Genomic DNA, 19,222 nt, shown 5'->3' on the forward strand with positions numbered 1-19,222 from the left:
CGGCTTCGTTGTCTTTCACGACTGATTCGCACGCGCGTTTTCCCTGACGCGGGGCGCTCGTGCGCGTGACGTTGAGCGGGGCGGGGCCGTCGAGTCCGCGCGCATGCTCCAGGCGAGGCACGCCGCCACCAGAAGCAGCATTGCCGAGATTGCCGTATCCGCGTGCAGGCCGCTCACGACCTGCGCCGCCGCCCCACTGCCCGTGAACGCGCCGAATGCCGCCACGCCCACCGCGCCTCCCGCCTGGCGCGCCGTATTGAGCAACGCCGATGCCGTGCCCGCGCGGGCCGGTTCGACCGAGGCCAGCACCGTCGTGGTCATGGCCGGCACCGCGAGTCCCATGCCGCTGGGAATCAGCAGAAACGCCGCGAGCAGCGCGATTAGCGGCGTGTTCGCACTGACAGGAATCAGCAGCGCATAGCCGAGCCCCGCCACCAGCGCGCCGCCGATCATCGGCAAGCGCGTGCCGTAACGCGCGACGACGTGTCCGCTCGCGATATTGGAGAGCAGGAAGCCGCCCGTGAGCGGGATGAAGGTGAGCCCGGCCTGCAACGGCGACTGGCCGCGCGCATGCTGCAGGAACAGCGCTAGCACGAACACGGTGCCGTAGTAGGTCAGATTCACGCACACACCGAATAGCACGGCCGTGCTGAAGATGCGGTTGCGCAGCATGGCGAGCGGCAGCATGGGGGCTTCGATGCGCGCTTCGAGCGCGATGAACGCCGCGCCCGCTGCGAGCGCCAGCACGAAGCCGCCCCACACGGCCCAGTGCGCGAAGCCGAGCGGCCGCCACTCGATCACCGCGCCGGTGAACGCCGTGAGAGCGACGATGGCCAGCAACTGGCCGCGCAGGTCGAGGCTGCGCGGGCGCTGCGCCGGGGCGCCCGCAGTGTTCGTGTCGTTCGCAGCAGGGTTCGCGGCCACGCTGCTGGCGTTGCGCGATGCGGGAATCCACGCCAGCGTGGCGGCGAGGCCCGCCGCGCAGAGCGGCAGATTGACGAGAAAGATGCTGCGCCAGCCGAACGCGGCGATCAGCAGGCCCCCGGCGATCGGCCCGGCGGCGATCGAGATCGCGCCGGCGGCGGTCCAGAAACCCACGGCGCGGGCGCGCAGCGAGCGCTCGTGGCGGCAGGCCTCGTTCAGCAGCGCGAGCGAGTTGGGCAGCATGGCGGCCGCGCCTGCGCCTTGCAGCGCGCGTGCCGCGATCAGCAAGGCGGGATTGGCCGCGAGCCCGCAGGCCAGCGAGGCGAGCGCGAACGCCACGAGGCCGGCCGCGTACATGCGGCGCGCGCCGTAGCGGTCGCCGAGCACGCCGCCCGAAAGCATCAGCACGGCAAAGGCGAGCGTGTAGGCGTCGACGATCCATTGCAGTCCGGCGACGTTCGCATGCAGATCGGTGGCGATGCGCGCCAGCGCGATATTGACGATAGTGACGTCGAGCTGCGTCACGACGAAGCCCACGCTCACAGTTCCCACCACGCGCATGAGCGCGGGCGTGAAGTGTGCGGAGCGGGGCGAAGGGGCGGATGGCGTATTCATGCGACGTATGTTAGAGCGCTGGCCGCCACGACGTTTCAGTGCGACGTGAAAGATCGAAGCATGACGGCGCCCGCCATCGTCTCGACACCGGTCTGTCAGGTATTCACGCCGACGCTGAAGGAATTACTCACCTTGAACTGCAATTCAGAGTCCTCTTATGGGCCGTCTTTGCACATCTCCACAGAATTGCTCCCGCTTTGTTCGGATAAGGGAGGTTTCTATGCGTATCGCAATTCTCCAGCGCGACGCTGGCCAGCGCGGGTTGATCGAGCGTACGCTCACACAAAGCGGCCACGCATGCATGCCGTTCAGCGACGGCATCACGCTCGCCAAGGCGCTGGCCGCGTCCACCGTCGACATGCTCGTGCTCGACTGGCAGGGCTCGCGGCTCTCGGGCGCGGAATTGCTGAAGACGGTGCGTGCCGTGAACGGCAATCAGATTCCGGTACTGTTCGCTTCCGAGGACGACTCGGACGAGAGCGTGGTGCGCGCGTTCTCGGTGGGCGCGGACGACTACGTGAGCCTGCCGGTGTGCCCCTCGGTGTTTCGCGCGCGCGTGAATGCGCTGCTGCGGCGCGCCTTTCCGGATCGTTACGACAACGTCGCGCTCGAGGTCGGCCCGTATCACTTCGACATCCGCCGCCAGACCGTCACCGTACACGGCAAGCCCGTCGAACTGTCGGGCACGCAGTACCGGCTCGCTTCGCTGTTTTTCGCGAATATCGGCCGCGTGCTCTCGCGCGATCATATTTACGCGATGGTCTGGGGCCGCGAACTGCATACGCTCACGCGCACCATCGACAGCCACGTGTCGCGGCTGCGCGTGCTGCTGGAGATCGAGGAGCACAACGGTTTTCGTCTGCAGCCCGTCTACAAGAGCGGCTACCGGCTGCTGCGCCTGCAGGAGGAGTCGGTGTCGCTCGATGAGCTCGCGGCGGCGTGAGGCGCGGCTCCCATGGCAGCGTGATTCGCGTCATGGGTCAATGAAAAACGGCGGCACGTTTAGGCGTGCCGCCGTTTTGCTATTTCTCGCTTATTGCTTGCTTATGCGCGGTATCAACGGGCGATGCCGAGCCCCTCCAGCACCGCATTGCCTTCGGGCGTCAGGCGGATCAGCGCGTCGCCCGCGGCGGTGTCGCCGGGCACCTGCTCGACGAGACCGGCTTCGCGCAGCGTGGTGATCTCGGGCTTGGCGCTCGCATTGATGGGGGCATGCAGCAACAGCAACAGCGTCGCGAGCTCGTGATGGCTCAGCAGGCGTCGCAGTATCGTGCGCTTCGCGGGCCGGGCCGGCCGTGCTTCGGTTGCTGCTTGATGCTTCTTCAATCCAGTCCAGTCCACGGGCATCTCCTGCTGTGTTTCTTCCGGGGTGAGGCGATGATGCGGACGAAGACTTAAGCGATTCTTAAAACCGCTTCTGGAAATATGTCGCCGTACTACATGCCGTTACAGCCCGTATCCGGTTTGAATGCGCCCGTAAGCGCAATTTAATCAGGCTCGTGCCGCGTGGCGCGCAATGCGTTGACTCAGGGCGCACAGGTCTTGCTTGCGCTTTCGATCCACATATTTCCCGAGTGACGCTTGCCGGCGTAGAAGCGATAGGTGGTCGTGCCGTTATCGGCGCGAATCTTGATGATGTTCGAATCGCCGAAGTCGAGCATTTCGCCCTGCGGCAGGGCGCTCGTCTGGAAGCTCACGCCGTGTTTGGTGGCCTGCGCCGTCAGGCACGAGACGACATCCTGAACCGACCGGTTGGTCGTGGAATCGATGACAGGCTGACCGGAATCCGGATTGCCCTGGAACCAGGCGCAAGCGCCGAGGTTGAGCGAAAGGGCGAAGAGCACGGCAAGTTTCTTCATATGTCTCGTTTTGCGACCGGGTGTGCGACCGGAATGGGCGGCCGGCGTGAGCGACAAGGAACTGGAGATTATAGCGGCAGCACGGCGCGTGCCGGCGCCGCGCGATGCCGGTTGGCGTACGCCATGCACGAGACACACAAGCCGCATACAGTGGAAACACGACTAGCGATTCGGGCTCTGCTGTGCAGGGTCCCCGCGCGCCGGGCATGGCTGTTGCGGGCACGCGACTGACGCCCGCGCAGCGCGATACTGTCGCGCACGAATCAACCAGGCGAGATAGACTATCTCAGCGGAGTACTCCGCGATCTGGCGCGACGTCAGGGAGAATAACCATGAGCCGCCCGTCGGTCCGCTTTCCTCTTCCTGCCACCCATGCCCGTTCAGTCTGGCGATGGATCAAGTGGGGTTTCGTCCTTGCGATTCTGGTTGCCATCGCCATCGTGGTGCGCATCGTCCAGATCGAAATCGATACGTCGAGGCTCCAGGCACGCTATCTCTCCGAACTCACGCGCGACATTGGCTTCGCAGTCGAGCCGGGGCAGAGCCACAGCATCCGCTTTCCCACGACGAATGGACCTTACGACGTGCGGCTCGGCTATGCCCAGTTGCCGGCGTTCACCACGCGTCTCGAAGAGCGCGGCTTCACCGTGGCCGCGCAGGCGCGCGATTCCGCGCGCATGATCGCGCTCGCCGACGAAGGCCTTTTCCTCCCTTATGAAGAAAAGGACCAGGCCGGCATCGTACTGCGTGACACGAATGGCGCGACGCTGTTCCACACGCGCTATCCGCAGCGCACCTACGAGAACTTCGGCGCCGTGCCGCCGCTCGTGCGCGACTCGCTGCTCTTCATCGAAGACAAATACCTGCTCGCCGCCGATCAGCCGAACCGCAATCCGGCCATCGACTGGGGGCGCTTTAGCCGCGCTGTCGTCGACCAGGGCGTCCGGCTCGTGAACCGGCATCAGCACGCGCCGGGCGGCAGCACGCTCGCCACGCAAATCGAGAAGTTCCGCCACTCCGATGGCGGGCGCACCGCGACGCCGCCCGAGAAGCTGCGCCAGATTGCGTCGGCTTCGGTGCGCGCCTATCTCGACGGCCCGCAGACCATGCCCGCGCGCCAGCAGATTCTCGTGCACTACCTGAATTCCGTACCGCTCTCGGCCAAGGCGGGCGTGGGTGAAGTCAACGGTATCGGCGATGGCCTCGCGGCCTGGTACGGGCGCGACTTCCGCGACGTCAACCGCATTCTGCGCGAGCCCGTGTCGGAATCGACGCTAGACGAGCAGGCGCTCGCATTCCGCCAGGTGCTCTCGCTGCTGATTGCGCAGCGCGCGCCCTCGTATTTCCTGCAGAAGAACAACGACGCGCTTGCGAAGCTCACCGACAGCTATCTGCGCCTGCTCGGCAGCGGCGGCGTGATCTCGCCCGCGCTGCGCGACGCCGCGCTCGCGACGCAGCTTGCGCTAGACCGGACGAAGCCCAGGCCGCGCGCGCCGACCTCCTATGTCGAGCACAAAACGGTGCTCACGATGCGCACGCAACTGATGCAGGCGCTTGGGCTGAAAACGATTTACGATCTCGACCGCCTCGATCTATCGGCCGTGTCCACGCTCGACGACGCCGTGCAGCGGGCCGTGAGCGACCGGCTCGCAGATGCGGCGACCAAGGACGGCGCGCGCGCGGCGGGGCTGGTGGGCGACAAAATGCTCACGCCCGCCGACGACCCGTCGAAGATCGCCTACAGCTTCACGCTGTTCGAGCGGCGCGGCAACGAGAACGTCGTGCGCGTGCAAACCGACAGTGTGAACCAGCCGTTCGACATCAATTCCGGCGCGCGCCTGAATCTCGGCTCGACGGCGAAGTTGCGCACGCTCATAACCTATCTGCAAATCGTAAGCGCGTTGAACGCGAAGTACGCCAACGAAGATCCGAAGACGCTGCGCGCGATGATTCCGCAGGTCGACCCGAGCGACGCACTCACGCGCTGGGCGCTCGACTATCTCTCGACGACGCGCGACCATTCGCTGCCCGCGATGCTCGAAGCGGCCGTGCAGCGCAAATATTCCGCGAGTCCGGGCGAGACCTTCTACACGGGCGGCGGCGCGCAAAGCTTCAACAATTTCGAGTCGAGCGAGAACGCGCAGATCCTCACCGTGCAGAGCGCGTTCCAGCATTCGGTGAATCTTGTGTTCGTGCGGCTCATGCGCGATATCGTCCACTACGAGATGATCCAGGTTGCGGGGCCGCCCTCGACTTACCTCGACGATCCGGCGGTGCGCAACCGTTACCTCACGCAGTTCGCCGACGGCGAGAGCCAGGTCTACATGAAGCGCTTCTACACGCGCTACACAGGCAAGAGCAACGACGAGGCGCTGCAGATCCTGCTCAAGCACACGCGCAAGGGGCCCGCGCGGATCGCGACGGTGCTGCGCAGCGCGAACCCGAACGGTGATCCGGCGTGGTTCAACGCGCAGATGCGTGCGCAACTGAAGAACACCAAATTCCAGTGGCTCGACGATGAAGAGCTCGCCCGGTACTACAACAAGTACGCGATCGACAAATTCAATCTCAACGATCGCGGCTATATCGCGGGGATTCATCCGCTCGAGTTGTGGCTGCTGAATTACCTGCACACGCACCCCGAAGCGACGCTCGCGCAGGTCCAGGCGCAGAGCCGCGACGTGCGCCTCTATACCTACAAGTGGCTCTTCAAGACGCGCTATTACGCGACGCAGAACCGGCGCATTCGCCGCATGATCGAAATGCAGGCGTATGCCGAGATCGGCAAGTCGTGGCGTGCGCTCGGCTACCCGTTCGACAACATCACGCCTTCGTTTGGCGCGGCGATTGGCGCGTCGGGCGACCGGCCTTCGGCGCTTGCGTATCTGATCGGCCTCGTTTCCAGCAACGGCGAAAAGTTGCCGACGCATAGCTTCGAATCGCTCGACTTCGCGCGCGGCACGCCGTACGAAACGCGCTTCGTGCATGCGGCCAAGCCGCCGCAGCCGCTCATCTCGCCGGAAATCGCGCAGGTCACGCGCGAGTTGCTGACCTCGGTGGTGGAAGGCGGCACGGCCAAGCGGCTCGCCGACGGCATGGCGTTTCCCGGCGGCAAGACGCTGCCGGTTTACGGCAAGACGGGTACGGGCGATCAGCGCTTTAACGTATATGCGCCGGGCGCTCGCCTGATCGAGTCGCGCAAGGTGAACCGCAGCGCGACGTTCGTGTTCGTCATCGGCGATCGTTTCTACGGCACGCTGACCGCGTGGGTGCACGAGCCCTATGCGGCCCGCTACTCGTTCACGAGCGCGCTTTCGGTGCAGTTGCTGAAGTCGCTCGCGCCGGTGCTGCGACCGCTGCTGGAGGAAAAGGGCGCGCCGGACCGCAGGCTGAAGGCCGGAAGCGGCTCGCAGGAGATGACGCTGATCGATCAGCAGACGGGCGCGGTGCAACGCGCGAGCTTGCCGCTTGATCAATTGCGCGCGGCCGCTGGCTGGTCCAGCACGGCGCCGGGGTTTTATACGGATGCCAAATCAATCAAGGTGGAGGCGAATGTGAAATAACGTAGCGCCGATGAGCCCGGCATCGATGAGTCGGTGGGACAAACGAGAAACGCGCCTGTTCGGGCGCGTTTCTTTTTGGGATGGTTCAAGCGTTCGAGTCGACGGGCGCATCTGCGCCGCGCCGGTCAATACGAACCCGGCGGCGGCGGGGGCGGCGACCCGGGTGGCGGAGGCGGCAGATAGCGTTGTTGCGGCTGATAGTACGGCTGTTGCGTCTGCATGCCGCCCGGCACGGGAACGCGGTTGCCGGTGGCGTACATGCACTGGAGATACGCGTAGTCGTAGCGGCGCTGGACGTCGTAGGCCGAACCCTGAACGTTGCCCATGCCCACCGCGCTGCCCGCGAGCAGGCCGGCGCCCGCGCCGACGGCAGCGCCGCTGCCGCCGCCGAACGCCGCGCCCGCGGCAGCGCCAAGGGCCGTGCCGACTACGGCGCTGCCCACGGCGGTATTGGTCGTGGCCTGGTTGGTGGTGGCGCCGCCCACCTGCTGGAACGCGAACTGGCGACAGTTGTAGTCGTCGTTACGGAACTGGTCGAAGCTCTTGCCGGTGCCCGGCAGGGCCATCACGCTCGGTCCGGCCGGGACCACGGCGCATGCGCTCAAAAGGCCAGCGGCGGCGAGCAGCGCGAAATAGATCGGTTTCATGTGCAACTCGATATCGTTGAATCAGTTCGAAGGTGCGGGCTGGGCCGGTACGGCGCGCCAGCCTGACGAGCACTGCTTTACATACGGGTAGTAGGTTTTCGACGCGTCGCAGTAGTACCACGTGTCGCTGTTTTCGCCCTCGTTGTAGCCGGTGTCTGGTCCTTGCGCTTGGTGCTGGCCCTGCTCGATGTACTGGGGCGGTTGCGGGGGCGGCGCGTCAATCACGGGCACTGGCGCATAGTAGTAAGGCACCGGGGCAACCGGGTAGTAATAGGGCACGCCGCCGCCGATAAAAACACCCACGCGCGCCGCGTGTGCCGCGCCGCTCGCGCAGGCGAGGGCAGCCAGAGCGGCCGTGGCGGCCCCGAACATCCATTTCGACCTTCTCACAACGATCTCCAGAAAAGAATTGGGCGGTGCGCTCGTGCCGGTCCGGCCTTGCGCGCCCGCGCATCCTGAAACGCTAAAACATCGCGCCATTCAATGCAATTACGCGACCGCCACTGATTTTTCGGGTTGTTACAACGATGCGACAGGATACGACCCGTTCGCCTTGGCGGTTCGTGCCTTTCCATCGCCGCGCCCGGATACGCCCGACCCGATAAATAAGGGCTTGCAGCCTGTAAGACGCCGATGCGCCCTGGTGGCGTGAAGAATTCGAATAGTCATTTCGATTAGCTGATCACCGTGTGCATAGCGACCCGCTTAGACTCGCTCGCTCCGTGCGAGGTGTGAGCCATTTATTGCACGTCACCGATTTACTGAGGACTACAACATGAAGGGAATTCTGACGGTGGGTACGGCGGCGGCGATAGGACTCGCCGCTGTGCCTGCATGGGCGGGATTGGGCGGCGCGCCCGCATTTCCTGATGCGCAGCGGACGCCGTCCGCGCGCTTGATGGCAGCCGTCAACGCGGCCACCACGACGTGGACCGTTACGACGACCACGCTCGAAAACGATACCGTTATCCACGAGTATCTCGATGCCAGCGGCACCGTCTTTGCCGTTTCCTGGCGCGGGCCGCGTGTTGGATCGCTCGACGCGCTGCTCGGCAACTACTTTCCCGCCTGGCAAAAGGGACTGGCGGCGGCGCAGTCGGCTCGGCGCGGCGGCTACGGGCCCGTTGCCATGCATCAGCCCGACCTCGTCGTCGAGACGGGCGGACATATGGGTGCATTGACGGGCCGTGCGTGGTTGCCAAAGGCGCTGCCGCAAGGCTTCAACGTCGATCAGATCCAATGAGCGGGGAACGCGCAATGAACAAGATCATGATGGTTTGCGCGCTCAGCGCGAGCATGCTGCTGGCGGGCTGTGGCGGCGGCGGCGGGGATGGTCCCGTGGTATCGAACAGCACCGCTGCCGGGGCTTCGGCAGCGTCGGACGCGGCAAGCGGCGGCGCGTCGGGTGACAAGAACCCGAGTTCGGGTGGTTCGGGTTCTGGTGGATCGAGTTCTGGCGGGTCGGGTTCAGGTGGGTCGGGCTCAGGTGGTTCCAGCTCAGGTGGTTCCAGCTCGGGCGGCTCCAACTCGGGCGGCTCCAACTCGGGCGGTTCGAGTTCAGGCGGTTCAGGTTCGGGCGGCTCGGGTTCGGGCGGCTCGGGTTCGGGCGGGTCGAGTTCGGGTGGTTCGGGTTCGGGTGGTTCGAGTTCAGGTGGTTCGGGTTCGGGTGGATCGAGTTCAGGTGGATCGAGTTCAGGTGGTTCGGGCTCAGGCGGCTCGGGTTCGGGTGGTTCGAGTTCAGGTGGATCGGGCTCAGGTGGCTCGGGTTCGGGTGGTTCGAGTTCGGGCGGTTCGAGTTCGGGTGGCTCGGGTTCGGGTGGATCGGGCTCAGGCGGCACGAGTTCAGGTGGTTCGGGCTCAGGCGGCTCGAGCTCCGGCACCTCCGGCTCCGGCACTTCCGGTTCCTCAGGTGGTGGCTCCTCAGCCGATATCGGCAATACGATTCCGCTGCTCGTGTCGGCGGCAAGCGCCGTGCGCAACTTCCCGCTCGTGAGCGTTACCGTGTGCCAGCCCGGCAGCGGCGCACAGACGAATTGCGCGACGATCGACAACGTCTTGCTCGACACCGGCTCATTCGGCTTGCGCCTCTACGCTTCGGCGATCCCCGCCTCGACGCTCGCCGCACTGCCCGTGCAAACCGATCCTGCCAGCGGCAAGAACGTGGCGGCGTGTGGCGCGTTCGGCTCGGGCTATACGTGGGGAAGCTTGCGCGCCGCGGACGTGAAGCTTGCGCGCGAAGTGGCCCCTGCCGTGCCCATCCAGGTGATCGGCGACGCCGCCATCGCCTCGTCCGCGCCGGCTTCGTGCGTCTGGAACACAGCGCTCACGAGCCCGGTGGCGCTGGGCGCGAACGGCATACTGGGCGTAGGCGTCGCGCGCTACGATTGCGGTGCGGCGTGCACGCGTCCCACGCCGCGCACCGGCTACTACTACGCCGACACCGCGCCGGCCACGCCCATCTCGATGCCGCTCGCCAACCAGGTCACGAATCCGGTGGCGCTTTTTCCCGTCGACAATAACGGCCTGATCGTGGACACCCCGGCGATTGCCGCCGATGGCGCGCCCACGGCGACCGGCACGGTGACTTTCGGCATCGGCACGCAGGCGAACAACCAGTTGGCGGGTGCGGGCGCAACCATCCTCGCGACCGATCGCTGGGGTAACTTCAAGGGCAGCGTCGGTAATGGCAGCACGGTGCAAATGTTCATCGACTCGGGTTCGAACACGCTGAGCTTCGAGGACTGGTCGATCATCCAGGATAAGGGGTTCTATGTGCCCGCCACGCCGCTCAAACGTTCAGTGGCGCTCTCCGACGCGAACGGCGTGAATGGCGTGACAGACATCGTAATCGGCAATGCGGATGCGATGCTCGCGTCGCTGAACTTCGCGTTCAGCACGCTAGCCACGTTCCTTGCGCAAACCGTCGATCTGGGCATGCCGTTCTTCTACGGCCGGCGTATCTACTACGGGATCGAAGGCACGTCGTCCGGAGCAGGTGCCACGGGCCCCTATGTTGCGTATCTGTCGCGCTAATTTTTCCGGTCGACGGTCATGAGAAGCGCGTCGCAAAAACGGCGCGCTTTCTCTTTATAGGCATAAAAGAAAAATATCCGGAGCGATGTCTAGGCAAACGTTTGCCCTGGCGGAAACCCCAGGTTAGCCAAGTCGCGCGATCGCCGATATAGCGCTGGTAAGAGAGGCCAATTCGTGTGAGCGCGCAGGTCGAGCTCGAAGAAAGCGTGAAGCGCCGCGCGCAGAGCGATCAGCTCAAGGTCGAGAAACTGCTTGCCGTGGTGCGCAACGCCGCGTCGGGCGATTTGACCGGTCACGTGGAAGTGGCCGGGGACGAGCCGATCGACCAGCTTGCCGCCGGCATCAAAAGCATGATGAGCGATCTTTCGGACGTGATCGGCAAGGTCGTGGGATCGGTGGGCACGTTCAAGGACTCGTCGCAGGACATTGCGGCGCGTGCTGACACGGTGGCGGGCGGCGCGCAGTTGCTCGGCGCGACCGTCGAGGAAATGAACGCATCGATCGAGGAACTCACGGCTTCGATCAATTCTATTGCCGACAACTCGCGCGGCGCCGATCAGCTCGCTAAAGACACGCAGCAGGCGGCACCGATATCTCCGGCGGCCTTCTGGCGAGTGCGCGCGCGGGCAGCTACAAGGGGCGCAGTTTCGAAGGCTTGCGCGAGCGGCATGCCGCGCTGCTACAGAGGTATTTTCGCAGCGACGGGGCGCAGGCGGACGTGGTCGACGCGTTGCGCGCGCATGTCGCGTTTCGCCGCCATAACCTCTACGCCGCGCCGCGTGATCTGGGCCACTTCGATCTGGTGCTGCTGCGCAACGTGCTGATCTACTTCGATCTCGAAGGGCAGCGGGCCGTGCTCGCGAACGTGCGCCGTGCGATGCGTCCCGGCGCCGTGCTGATCGTGGGCGAATCGGAGTCGATGAGTCGGTTGACGACGGGCTTTACGTTCGAGCAGCCCCTTATCTATCGCAACGGCCAGCCTCGCGAGGAGCGCCACCATGAGCACGCGTGACGTGCAGGTGCGGATGTGCGAGATCGCGGTGAGCACTCGCGAAGACGCCCGCATTCTGCGCGCGACGCTGGGCTCGTGCGTGGGTATCGGGTTGCTGTGGCGCGCGGGCGGCGCCAACATGATGCATCACCGCACCACGATTCACGAGCCGATAGGCGAGTTGAACGTGCGCATGGCGCAGCAACTTCTAGCGCATGCGCGCGTGCGCGTAATCCATATCGATGTGGGCGGCGAATGCGGCCGGCAGTTGACCATCGATTGCGGGCAGCAAGACTACGCCGTGCGCATGTCGGGCATTCCCGGAGTTCGCACATCGCGTTCGTCGCTTCTCGTTGTCATTAGCTACGGAGCTTCACGATGAACCATCGTTCGCTGGCCACGGGCGGCCAACTCGAGCTGTACGGGTCGTTCCTGCTGGCCGGCACGGAACTCGCGCTGCCCGTCGCCGCGCTCCAGGAGGTGGTCAATCACCCCGAGGCGCTGACGCCGGTTCCGCTCGCGCCGCCTTATCTGCTCGGGCTGTTCAATCTGCGCGGCACGCTGATTCCCGTCGTCGATCTGCATCAGTTGCTGCACTTGCACGACGACGGTGCGGCGCTCGCGCGCAAGATTGCCATCGTGGAGGCTTCGGGCATGCGTGTGGGCCTGCGGTTCGATGCGACCGGCGAGATTCTGCGCGTGCCGAAGGACCAGGTGATTGCGATTGAGACCGCCGAAGGCGGCGCATCGGGGGCGATCGGCGCGGTGTTCAAGCTCGAAGGCGGCGAGCGCATTTTGCAGGTGCTTTCCGCGGCCGCGCTGCTCGGGCTGCGCGACGTGCCGCATTTTGCGCAACAGGTTGCGCACACAACGGAGCGCGGAGCGCAGCAAGGGCAGCGGCGCCAGAACGTTTCGTTCAAGGTGGGCGGAACGGCACTCGCGCTGCCGATGGGGGCGATTCAGGAGATCATCCGCGTGCCGGCGCTGCAGCATTCGCCGATGGCCGACGATGTGTGCATCGGCATGCTCAACCTGCGCGGCGCAACCGTGCCGGTGCTCGATTTCGGCGCGTTCCTCGGCTTTGCGCGTGCGCCCGATGCTGCGGTTGCGACCGAGGAGCGGCGCATCGTGGTGCTCAACCGCGAAGTGGGGTGCTTCGGCCTGCTGGTGGACGAAGTTGCGAGCATCGTTGCGTACCGCGAAGACGAGCTATTGCAGATGCCGTCGTATGGGGACGCGCATCGCTCGCTGTTCGCGGGCTATCTCGCGGCGGGCGACTCGACCGGCGTGCTGCTCGTGAACGCCGATGCGCTCTTTGCGAACGAGCGCATCGCGACGCTGGCGACCACGCATCGCGATCTCTACCGCAACGCGGCGCAGTCGGCCGACGCGACGCATAAGCGTGGCGGCGGCACGCGACAAACCCTCGTGACGTTCCGCATCGGCCAGTTGATCGGCGTGCGTATTGCCGAGTTGCGCGAGGTGATCGACTACCGCGACGACATCGTCAAGACGCCGGGCTTGCCGCCGTTCGTGCGAGGCGTGCTGAACTTGCGCGGCGTGCTCGTGACCGTCATCGACGTGCGTTCGATGTATGTGATGCCGCCCTACGAGGACCTTGGACACGCCAAGATCCTGATCGTCGAGCATCGCGGAGAAAAATATGGATTACTGGTCGATTCAGTGGAGGACATCGTCACGCTCAACGGCAGCGCGCAGTTGACGATGCCCGAGATGTTCATGCGCGCAGCCGGCACGCAAACGCGCGGGGACATGCGCGAGGCGGTGGAATTGCCGGGACAGGGCACCTTGATGCTGCTCGACCCCGCCCCGCTGTGCGAGCGGGTGGCCGAGCAAGCGGCAGCGTTTTGAGCGGGGGATTACGCGGCGCTCAGGCTTCGAGCGCGAGCGTTGCGAAACTGGCGAGCCAGTGCTCGCCCATATAGTCGCCGGCGACGTGATCGAGCGCCGTATCCAGATGCGTCTGCGCCGCTGCGAGCAGCACGTCGGCGCGCGCGTCGCCCGCTGGCATCGTGCGCGCGAGTGTGCGCTGGCACCATGCACGGCTCAGGTTCAGGCCGTCGAGATGGGCGATCTTGCCGTCTGTGCGGTCGGTGACCGTGGCGGGCTGGAACAGCGTGGCCGGCTCGCGTTCGGCCAGCGCGGGCAGGAAGCGCCCGAACCATGCAACGAATTCTTCATTGCCCTGGTTCGTATGCATTACGCGGCTCATCAGTACCGCTTCCATCAACGCGGGCGAGAGGAACTCATCGCCCGACGGCTCCCATGCCTGGCATCCCGAATCGTTCGTGTGCCAGCGCCGCGCCGTGTCTTCGATCAGGCGCGCAAGCGCATCGCGCGAGGTCTGGCGCGCGAAGTCGTGCGCGAGCGTGAGCGCGAATGCCGTGTTGAAGTGCGTGCCCACGCGCAGCGGGTACGTTGCTTTCGGCAGGAATTCCTCGAAGCGCTCGACGAACGCTTCGGTGAGCGGCGTGAGCGTGCGCGACCAGCGCTGCGCCTCGGGCGTCTTCATGCCGTGCAGTTGCGCCGCGAGCGCGAGCAACCAGGCCCAGCCGTAGGGGCGCTCGAAGCCTCGGTTATGTTCGAGATCGAGGTAGGCGCGCTCGCCGGCCATGTTTGCATCGGTGAAGTGCTCGTCGATCACGGCGACGATGCGCGGCGCTTCGGGCAAGTCCGGAAAGCGCTCGAGCAGATGCGCAACGAGCCAATAGCCATGCACGCACGAATGCCAGTCGTAGCTGCCGTAGAACACCGGATGCAGCGCGCGCGGCCCCTGCACGTCCTGCAGGCCGGCCAGCGAATGGGTGAGCTTGTTCGGATATTCGCGCGTGAGATGCGCGAGTGCGAGGGACGCGAAGCGTGAGGCGAGCGCAGCAGTGAGCGTAGTGTGCATGGTGTCGGTGCGTGGCGACTAAACGCTTGAAGGATGCGAAAGCGCCAGCTTAGCGCGAAACCTCCCGGTTATGCCTGCGCCTTGCGCGGCGCGCGTTCGCGTTCGAGCCGCCGCATCGCCTCGCCCACGTCCTGGCTGAATTGCGCGAGCGCGGCCAGTTCGATATTGGGCGGTTGCAGCGCATTCCACAACACATCGGCCAGCTTCTCCGCCGTGGCGTCGATATCGGTGCGGCGGTTGGCGAGCGTCGCGTCCCAGAGCACATGCTCCATCGGCCCGAATACAAGCGAGCGCAGCAGGCGCAGCGGCATGTCGTTGCGAATCTGCCCGCATTCCTGACCGCGCGCGAGCACGCGCATGAGGGGCGCCGTGTAGCGCCGCTGCATTTCCGTGAGCGCCTCGCTGAGTTCGTGATGGCGCGTACGCCCTTCCGAGAGCACCAGCTCGCAGATGCCTGTACCGCTCTCCAGCATCAAGCGCAGATGCATGCGCACGATGAATGCAAACTGCTGGCGCACGGTGCCGTCGCGCGGCAGGCCCGCCTCGATCGCCTCGATCGATTCGTCATACCAGTCGCCAATCACGCGCGCGCACAGTTCGCGCTTGCCGCGAAAGTAGCTGAACACCGTGGCTTCGGAGATGGACAGGCGCTGCGCGATCTCGGCTGTGGTGGCGCGCGCATAGCCCTTTTCGGAGAACACCTCGCGCCCCGCCTCGAGAATCTCCTTGACGCGCTGCTGGGACTTGCGGCCCGCGGGCTGGCGGCGCGACGCGGGCATGAAGGAGGTGGGCGTGGTCGACATTCTGAGCTAGATTCAGTTCTTGGCGGGATTGATGCTGATTATGCACCATGTTTATCGCTTTTCAAGGCGCAATACACGCAGGATACGTGTCGAAAGACGAAATCTGAGTGTTGCTCAAAAATATCTATTGACGTTAACGTAAATGTGGCGTGAAATATGTCCCCGAAGGGCCAGTCGCGTCACCCGCGAAAGCGCCCGCGCCCAATTGAGGAGACACGCAGATGAGCAACGTACCCGGTTTGCAGTTCCCGCTTGGCGAAGAAGTCGAAATGCTGCGCGACAGCATCGCTAACTTCGCGGCAAAGGAAATCGCCCCGCGCGCGGGCGAGATCGACCGCACCGACCAGTTCCCGATGGACCTGTGGCGCAAGTTCGGCGATCTGGGCGTGCTCGGCATGACCGTCTCCGAGGAATACGGCGGCGCGAACATGGGCTACACCGCGCACATGGTGGCGATGGAGGAAATCTCGCGCGCCTCGGCGTCGGTTGGCCTTTCGTATGGCGCGCATTCGAACCTCTGCGTGAACCAGATCCACCGCAATGGCACCGAAGCGCAAAAGCGCAAGTACCTGCCGAAGCTCGTCTCGGGTGAGCACGTGGGCGCGCTCGCCATGAGCGAGCCCAATGCCGGCTCGGATGTGGTCAGCATGAAGCTGCGCGCCGATAAAAAGGGCGATAAATACGTGCTCAACGGCACGAAAATGTGGATCACCAACGGCCCCGATTGCGACACGCTTGTGGTCTATGCGAAGACCGACATCGAAGCGGGCCCGCGCGGCATCACGGCGTTCATCGTCGAGAAGGGCATGAAGGGCTTCTCCGTGGCGCAGAAGCTCGACAAGCTCGGCATGCGCGGCTCGCATACGGGCGAACTGGTGTTCCAGGACGTCGAGGTGCCCGAAGAAAATATCCTCGGTCAGCTCAACGGCGGCGTGAAGGTGCTCATGAGCGGCCTCGATTACGAGCGCGCCGTGCTCGCGGGCGGCCCCACGGGCATCATGGCGGCCGTGATGGATGCGGTCGTGCCGTACATTCACGAGCGCAAGCAGTTCGGTCAGGCCATCGGCGAATTCCAGCTCATCCAGGGCAAGGTTGCCGATCTCTACACCACCTTCCAGGCGTGCCGCGCGTATCTCTACGCGGTCGGCCGGCAACTCGACTCGATCGGCACGGAGCACGTGCGCCAGGTACGCAAGGACTGCGCGGGCGTGATTCTCTACACCGCCGAAAAGGCCACGTGGATGGCCGGCGAAGCTATTCAGATCCTCGGTGGCAACGGCTATATCAACGAGTATCCAGTCGGGCGCCTCTGGCGTGACGCGAAGCTCTACGAAATCGGCGCGGGCACGAGCGAGATTCGCCGTATGCTGATCGGTCGCGAACTGTTCGCCGAAACCGCCTGATTCGCAATCCTGAGGATAGACGAGATGCCGATCATCGAATCGAAGCTCAATCCGCGCTCGGATGACTTCAAGACGAATGCCGCCGCGCTCGAGGCGCTGGTTGCGGACTTGCGCGAGAAGATCCAGAAGCTGTCGCTCGGCGGCGGCGAGGCGGCGCGCGACAAGCACGTCTCGCGCGGCAAGCTGCTGCCGCGCGAGCGCATCGCGCAGGTGCTCGACCCGGGCACGCCGTTTCTCGAACTCTCGCAGCTCGCGGCCTACGGCATGTACAACGACGACGCGCCGGGCGCGGGCATCATCACCGGCATCGGGCGCATTGCGGGTCAGGAATGCGTGATCGTCTGCAACGACGCTACCGTGAAGGGCGGCACGTACTATCCCATCACCGTGAAGAAGCACGTGCGCGCGCAGGAAATCGCGCAGGAAAACCATCTGCCGTGCGTGTATCTCGTCGATTCGGGCGGCGCGAATCTGCCCAACCAGGACGACGTGTTCCCCGATCGCGACCACTTCGGCCGCATCTTCTATAACCAGGCGAATCTCTCGTCGCAAGGCATTCCGCAGATTGCCGTGGTGATGGGTTCGTGCACGGCGGGCGGCGCCTACGTGCCGGCGATGAGCGACGAGTCGATCATCGTGAAGAACCAGGGCACGATTTTCCTCGGCGGCCCGCCGCTCGTGAAGGCCGCGACCGGCGAAGAAGTGAGCGCCGAGGATCTCGGCGGCGGCGACGTCCATACGCGACTTTCGGGCGTGGCCGATCATCTCGCGCAGAACGATGCGCATGCGCTCGCGATCGCGCGTTCGATCGTCGGCAATCTGAACCGCACGAAAACGCCGCCCGTCGTGATGCGCGAGCCGCTGCCGCCGCGCTACGACGCAAAGAGCGTCTACGGCGTGATTCCCGTGGATACGCGCAAGCCCTTCGACGTGCGCGAAGTGATCGCGCGCATCGTCGACGACTCGGCCTTCGACGAATTCAAGGCGCGCTACGGCACCACGCTCGTCACGGGCTTCGCGCACATCTGGGGCCACCCGGTGGGGATCATCGCGAACAACGGCATTCTCTTTTCCGAGTCGGCGCTCAAGGGCACGCACTTCATCGAACTGTGCTGCCAGCGCAAGATTCCACTCGTGTTCCTGCAGAACATCACCGGCTTCATGGTCGGGCGCAAGTACGAGAACGAAGGCATCGCGCGCAATGGCGCGAAGATGGTGACTGCGGTGGCCACGGCCAAGGTGCCGAAGTTCACGGTCATCATCGGCGGCTCGTTCGGTGCGGGCAATTACGGCATGTGCGGCCGCGCGTACTCGCCGCGTTTCCTGTGGATGTGGCCGAACGCGCGCATCTCGGTGATGGGCGGCGAGCAGGCAGCTTCCGTGCTCGCCACGGTGCGCCGCGATGGCATCGAGGCCAAGGGCGGCACGTGGAGCGCCGAAGAGGAAGAGGCCTTCAAGCAGCCGATCCGCGATCAGTACGAGCTTCAGGGTCATCCGTACTATGCGAGCGCGCGCCTGTGGGACGATGGCGTGATCGATCCGGCCCAGACGCGCGATGTGCTCGGCCTCGGGCTGTCGGCCACGATGAACGCGCCGATCGAAGAGACGCGCTTCGGCGTGTTCCGCATGTAAGCGCGCAGAACGCGGAGAACGAGACCATGACGATGCAATATGAAACGCTGCTGGTCGACGTGAGCGCCCAAGTTGCGACCGTGACGCTCAATCGGCCCGACGTGCGCAACGCGTTCAACGAGACGATGATCGCCGACGTCACCGCCGCCTTCACCGCGCTTGGCGCGCGCGGCGACGTGCGCGTCATCGTGCTCGCGGGCAACGGCAAGGCCTTCTGCGCGGGCGCGGACCTGAACTGGATGCGCAAGATGGCCGGCTATTCCGACGAGGAAAATCGCGCCGACGCATTGCGCCTCGCGCGCATGCTCTCCGCTGTCTACCGCTGCCCGAAGCCCGTGATCGCGCGCGTGCACGGCGACGCCTACGCGGGCGGCATGGGCCTCGTGTGCGCGGCCGATATTGTCGTGGCTGCCCAGACCGTGAACTTCTGCCTTTCCGAAGCGCGCCTCGGACTCATGCCCGCGACCATCGCGCCGTATGTGATTCGCGCGCTCGGCGAGCAGGCTTCGCGCCGCTACTTCGTCACGGCTGAGGCGTTCGATTGCGCGACGGCGCTGCGCCTCGGCCTCGTGAGCGAAGCGGTGAACGCGGACGAGCTGGACGCCACCGTGGCGCGCATTGCCGGCACGCTTTGCGCGAACAGCCCGAACGCGGTGCGCGAGTGCAAACAACTCGTGCAGGACATCGCGGGCGAATCGATCGACAACGCGCTAATCGAAGACACGGCAGTGCGAATTGCACGCATTCGCGCGAGCGAGGAGGGCCGCGACGGCGTATCGTCGTTCCTCGAAAAGCGCGCGCCGCGCTGGCGCGATCCGGCGTGATCGCAGCATGATCG

General features: G+C 65.0%; 18 protein-coding genes. 10 read left to right on the plus strand and 8 right to left on the minus strand.

Annotated features, from left to right (window positions below; translation table 11 throughout):
* Positions 1-15: 15 nt before the first annotated feature.
* Entirely contained in the window at positions 16-1,539 is a 1,524-nt protein-coding gene (locus NH14_RS01720) for an MFS transporter (RefSeq protein ID WP_052148115.1), read from the minus strand.
* A gap of 220 nt (positions 1,540-1,759) precedes the next feature.
* On the opposite strand from NH14_RS01720, the gene NH14_RS01725 reads away from it, so the two are divergent.
* Positions 1,760-2,482, plus strand: a complete 723-nt coding sequence (locus tag NH14_RS01725; protein WP_035527851.1) for a response regulator transcription factor — start codon at positions 1,760-1,762, stop codon at positions 2,480-2,482.
* A gap of 113 nt (positions 2,483-2,595) precedes the next feature.
* Here the strand turns inward: NH14_RS01725 and NH14_RS01730 are convergent, their stop codons facing one another.
* A complete protein-coding gene (locus NH14_RS01730) occupies positions 2,596-2,865 on the minus strand; it encodes a hypothetical protein (RefSeq protein WP_035527848.1) in 270 nt (89 codons plus the stop codon).
* Positions 2,866-3,065: 200 nt separating this feature from the next.
* Positions 3,066-3,398 (minus strand): hypothetical protein, encoded by a 333-nt coding sequence (locus NH14_RS01735; protein WP_035527845.1) that lies wholly within the window; start codon positions 3,396-3,398, stop codon positions 3,066-3,068.
* A 332-nt stretch (positions 3,399-3,730) separates the two neighbouring features.
* On the opposite strand from NH14_RS01735, the gene NH14_RS01740 reads away from it, so the two are divergent.
* Positions 3,731-6,961 carry a transglycosylase domain-containing protein gene (locus NH14_RS01740; RefSeq protein WP_084225535.1) on the plus strand — a complete coding sequence of 1,077 codons (3,231 nt, stop codon included), beginning with the start codon at positions 3,731-3,733 and terminating at the stop codon, positions 6,959-6,961.
* A 125-nt stretch (positions 6,962-7,086) separates the two neighbouring features.
* Here NH14_RS01740 and NH14_RS01745 read toward each other — a convergent pair whose 3' ends face one another.
* Both NH14_RS01745 and NH14_RS01750 read right to left on the minus strand, forming a co-directional pair.
* Positions 7,087-7,608 (minus strand): YMGG-like glycine zipper-containing protein, encoded by a 522-nt coding sequence (locus tag NH14_RS01745; protein ID WP_035527842.1) that lies wholly within the window; start codon positions 7,606-7,608, stop codon positions 7,087-7,089.
* 21 nt (positions 7,609-7,629) lie between these two features.
* Entirely contained in the window at positions 7,630-7,980 is a 351-nt protein-coding gene (locus NH14_RS01750; RefSeq protein WP_035527839.1) for a hypothetical protein, read from the minus strand.
* Between the two features lie 403 nt (positions 7,981-8,383).
* On the opposite strand from NH14_RS01750, the gene NH14_RS01755 reads away from it, so the two are divergent.
* The gene (locus NH14_RS01755) at positions 8,384-8,851 is read left to right on the plus strand and encodes a DUF2844 domain-containing protein (RefSeq protein ID WP_035527837.1); all 468 of its coding nucleotides are present in this window, start codon (positions 8,384-8,386) and stop codon (positions 8,849-8,851) included.
* On the opposite strand, the gene NH14_RS33985 is transcribed toward NH14_RS01755, so the two are convergent.
* Positions 8,829-9,674, minus strand: coding sequence for a hypothetical protein (locus tag NH14_RS33985; protein WP_162531585.1), 846 nt, complete (start codon positions 9,672-9,674; stop codon positions 8,829-8,831). The two genes, NH14_RS01755 and NH14_RS33985, sit on opposite strands and share 23 nt — an antisense overlap.
* On the opposite strand from NH14_RS33985, the gene NH14_RS33990 reads away from it, so the two are divergent.
* From NH14_RS33990 to NH14_RS01785, 4 genes are all read left to right on the plus strand, one after another.
* The gene (locus tag NH14_RS33990; protein WP_331253415.1) at positions 9,598-10,641 is read left to right on the plus strand and encodes a DUF3443 family protein; all 1,044 of its coding nucleotides are present in this window, start codon (positions 9,598-9,600) and stop codon (positions 10,639-10,641) included. The genes NH14_RS33985 and NH14_RS33990 overlap by 77 nt on opposite strands.
* Positions 10,642-11,248: 607 nt before the next feature.
* Positions 11,249-11,653 (plus strand): CheR family methyltransferase, encoded by a 405-nt coding sequence (locus NH14_RS01775; RefSeq protein WP_202031585.1) that lies wholly within the window; start codon positions 11,249-11,251, stop codon positions 11,651-11,653.
* Entirely contained in the window at positions 11,640-12,014 is a 375-nt protein-coding gene (locus NH14_RS01780; protein ID WP_052148110.1) for a hypothetical protein, read from the plus strand. The genes NH14_RS01775 and NH14_RS01780 overlap by 14 nt, the downstream gene beginning before the upstream one ends.
* Entirely contained in the window at positions 12,011-13,504 is a 1,494-nt protein-coding gene (locus NH14_RS01785; protein WP_052148109.1) for a chemotaxis protein CheW, read from the plus strand. Before NH14_RS01780 ends, NH14_RS01785 begins: the two co-directional genes overlap by 4 nt.
* A gap of 19 nt (positions 13,505-13,523) precedes the next feature.
* Here NH14_RS01785 and NH14_RS01790 read toward each other — a convergent pair whose 3' ends face one another.
* Positions 13,524-14,546 (minus strand): DUF2891 domain-containing protein, encoded by a 1,023-nt coding sequence (locus NH14_RS01790; protein WP_035527831.1) that lies wholly within the window; start codon positions 14,544-14,546, stop codon positions 13,524-13,526.
* 68 nt (positions 14,547-14,614) lie between these two features.
* A complete protein-coding gene (locus NH14_RS01795) occupies positions 14,615-15,349 on the minus strand; it encodes a TetR/AcrR family transcriptional regulator (RefSeq protein ID WP_035527828.1) in 735 nt (244 codons plus the stop codon).
* Positions 15,350-15,570: 221 nt separating this feature from the next.
* On the opposite strand from NH14_RS01795, the gene NH14_RS01800 reads away from it, so the two are divergent.
* Genes NH14_RS01800 through NH14_RS01810 form a run of 3 tightly spaced genes read left to right on the plus strand, consistent with a single transcriptional unit; the run spans position 15,571 to position 19,208 of the window.
* Positions 15,571-16,752, plus strand: coding sequence for an isovaleryl-CoA dehydrogenase (locus tag NH14_RS01800; RefSeq protein ID WP_035527825.1), 1,182 nt, complete (start codon positions 15,571-15,573; stop codon positions 16,750-16,752).
* A gap of 24 nt (positions 16,753-16,776) precedes the next feature.
* Entirely contained in the window at positions 16,777-18,384 is a 1,608-nt protein-coding gene (locus NH14_RS01805) for a carboxyl transferase domain-containing protein (protein ID WP_035527821.1), read from the plus strand.
* Between the two features lie 32 nt (positions 18,385-18,416).
* Positions 18,417-19,208 (plus strand): enoyl-CoA hydratase/isomerase family protein, encoded by a 792-nt coding sequence (locus NH14_RS01810; protein ID WP_035528246.1) that lies wholly within the window; start codon positions 18,417-18,419, stop codon positions 19,206-19,208.
* Positions 19,209-19,222: the final 14 nt, after the last annotated feature.

Origin of the sequence: Paraburkholderia sacchari (assembly GCF_000785435.2) — a bacterium.
GTDB classification, from domain to species: Bacteria; Pseudomonadota; Gammaproteobacteria; order Burkholderiales; family Burkholderiaceae; genus Paraburkholderia; species Paraburkholderia sacchari.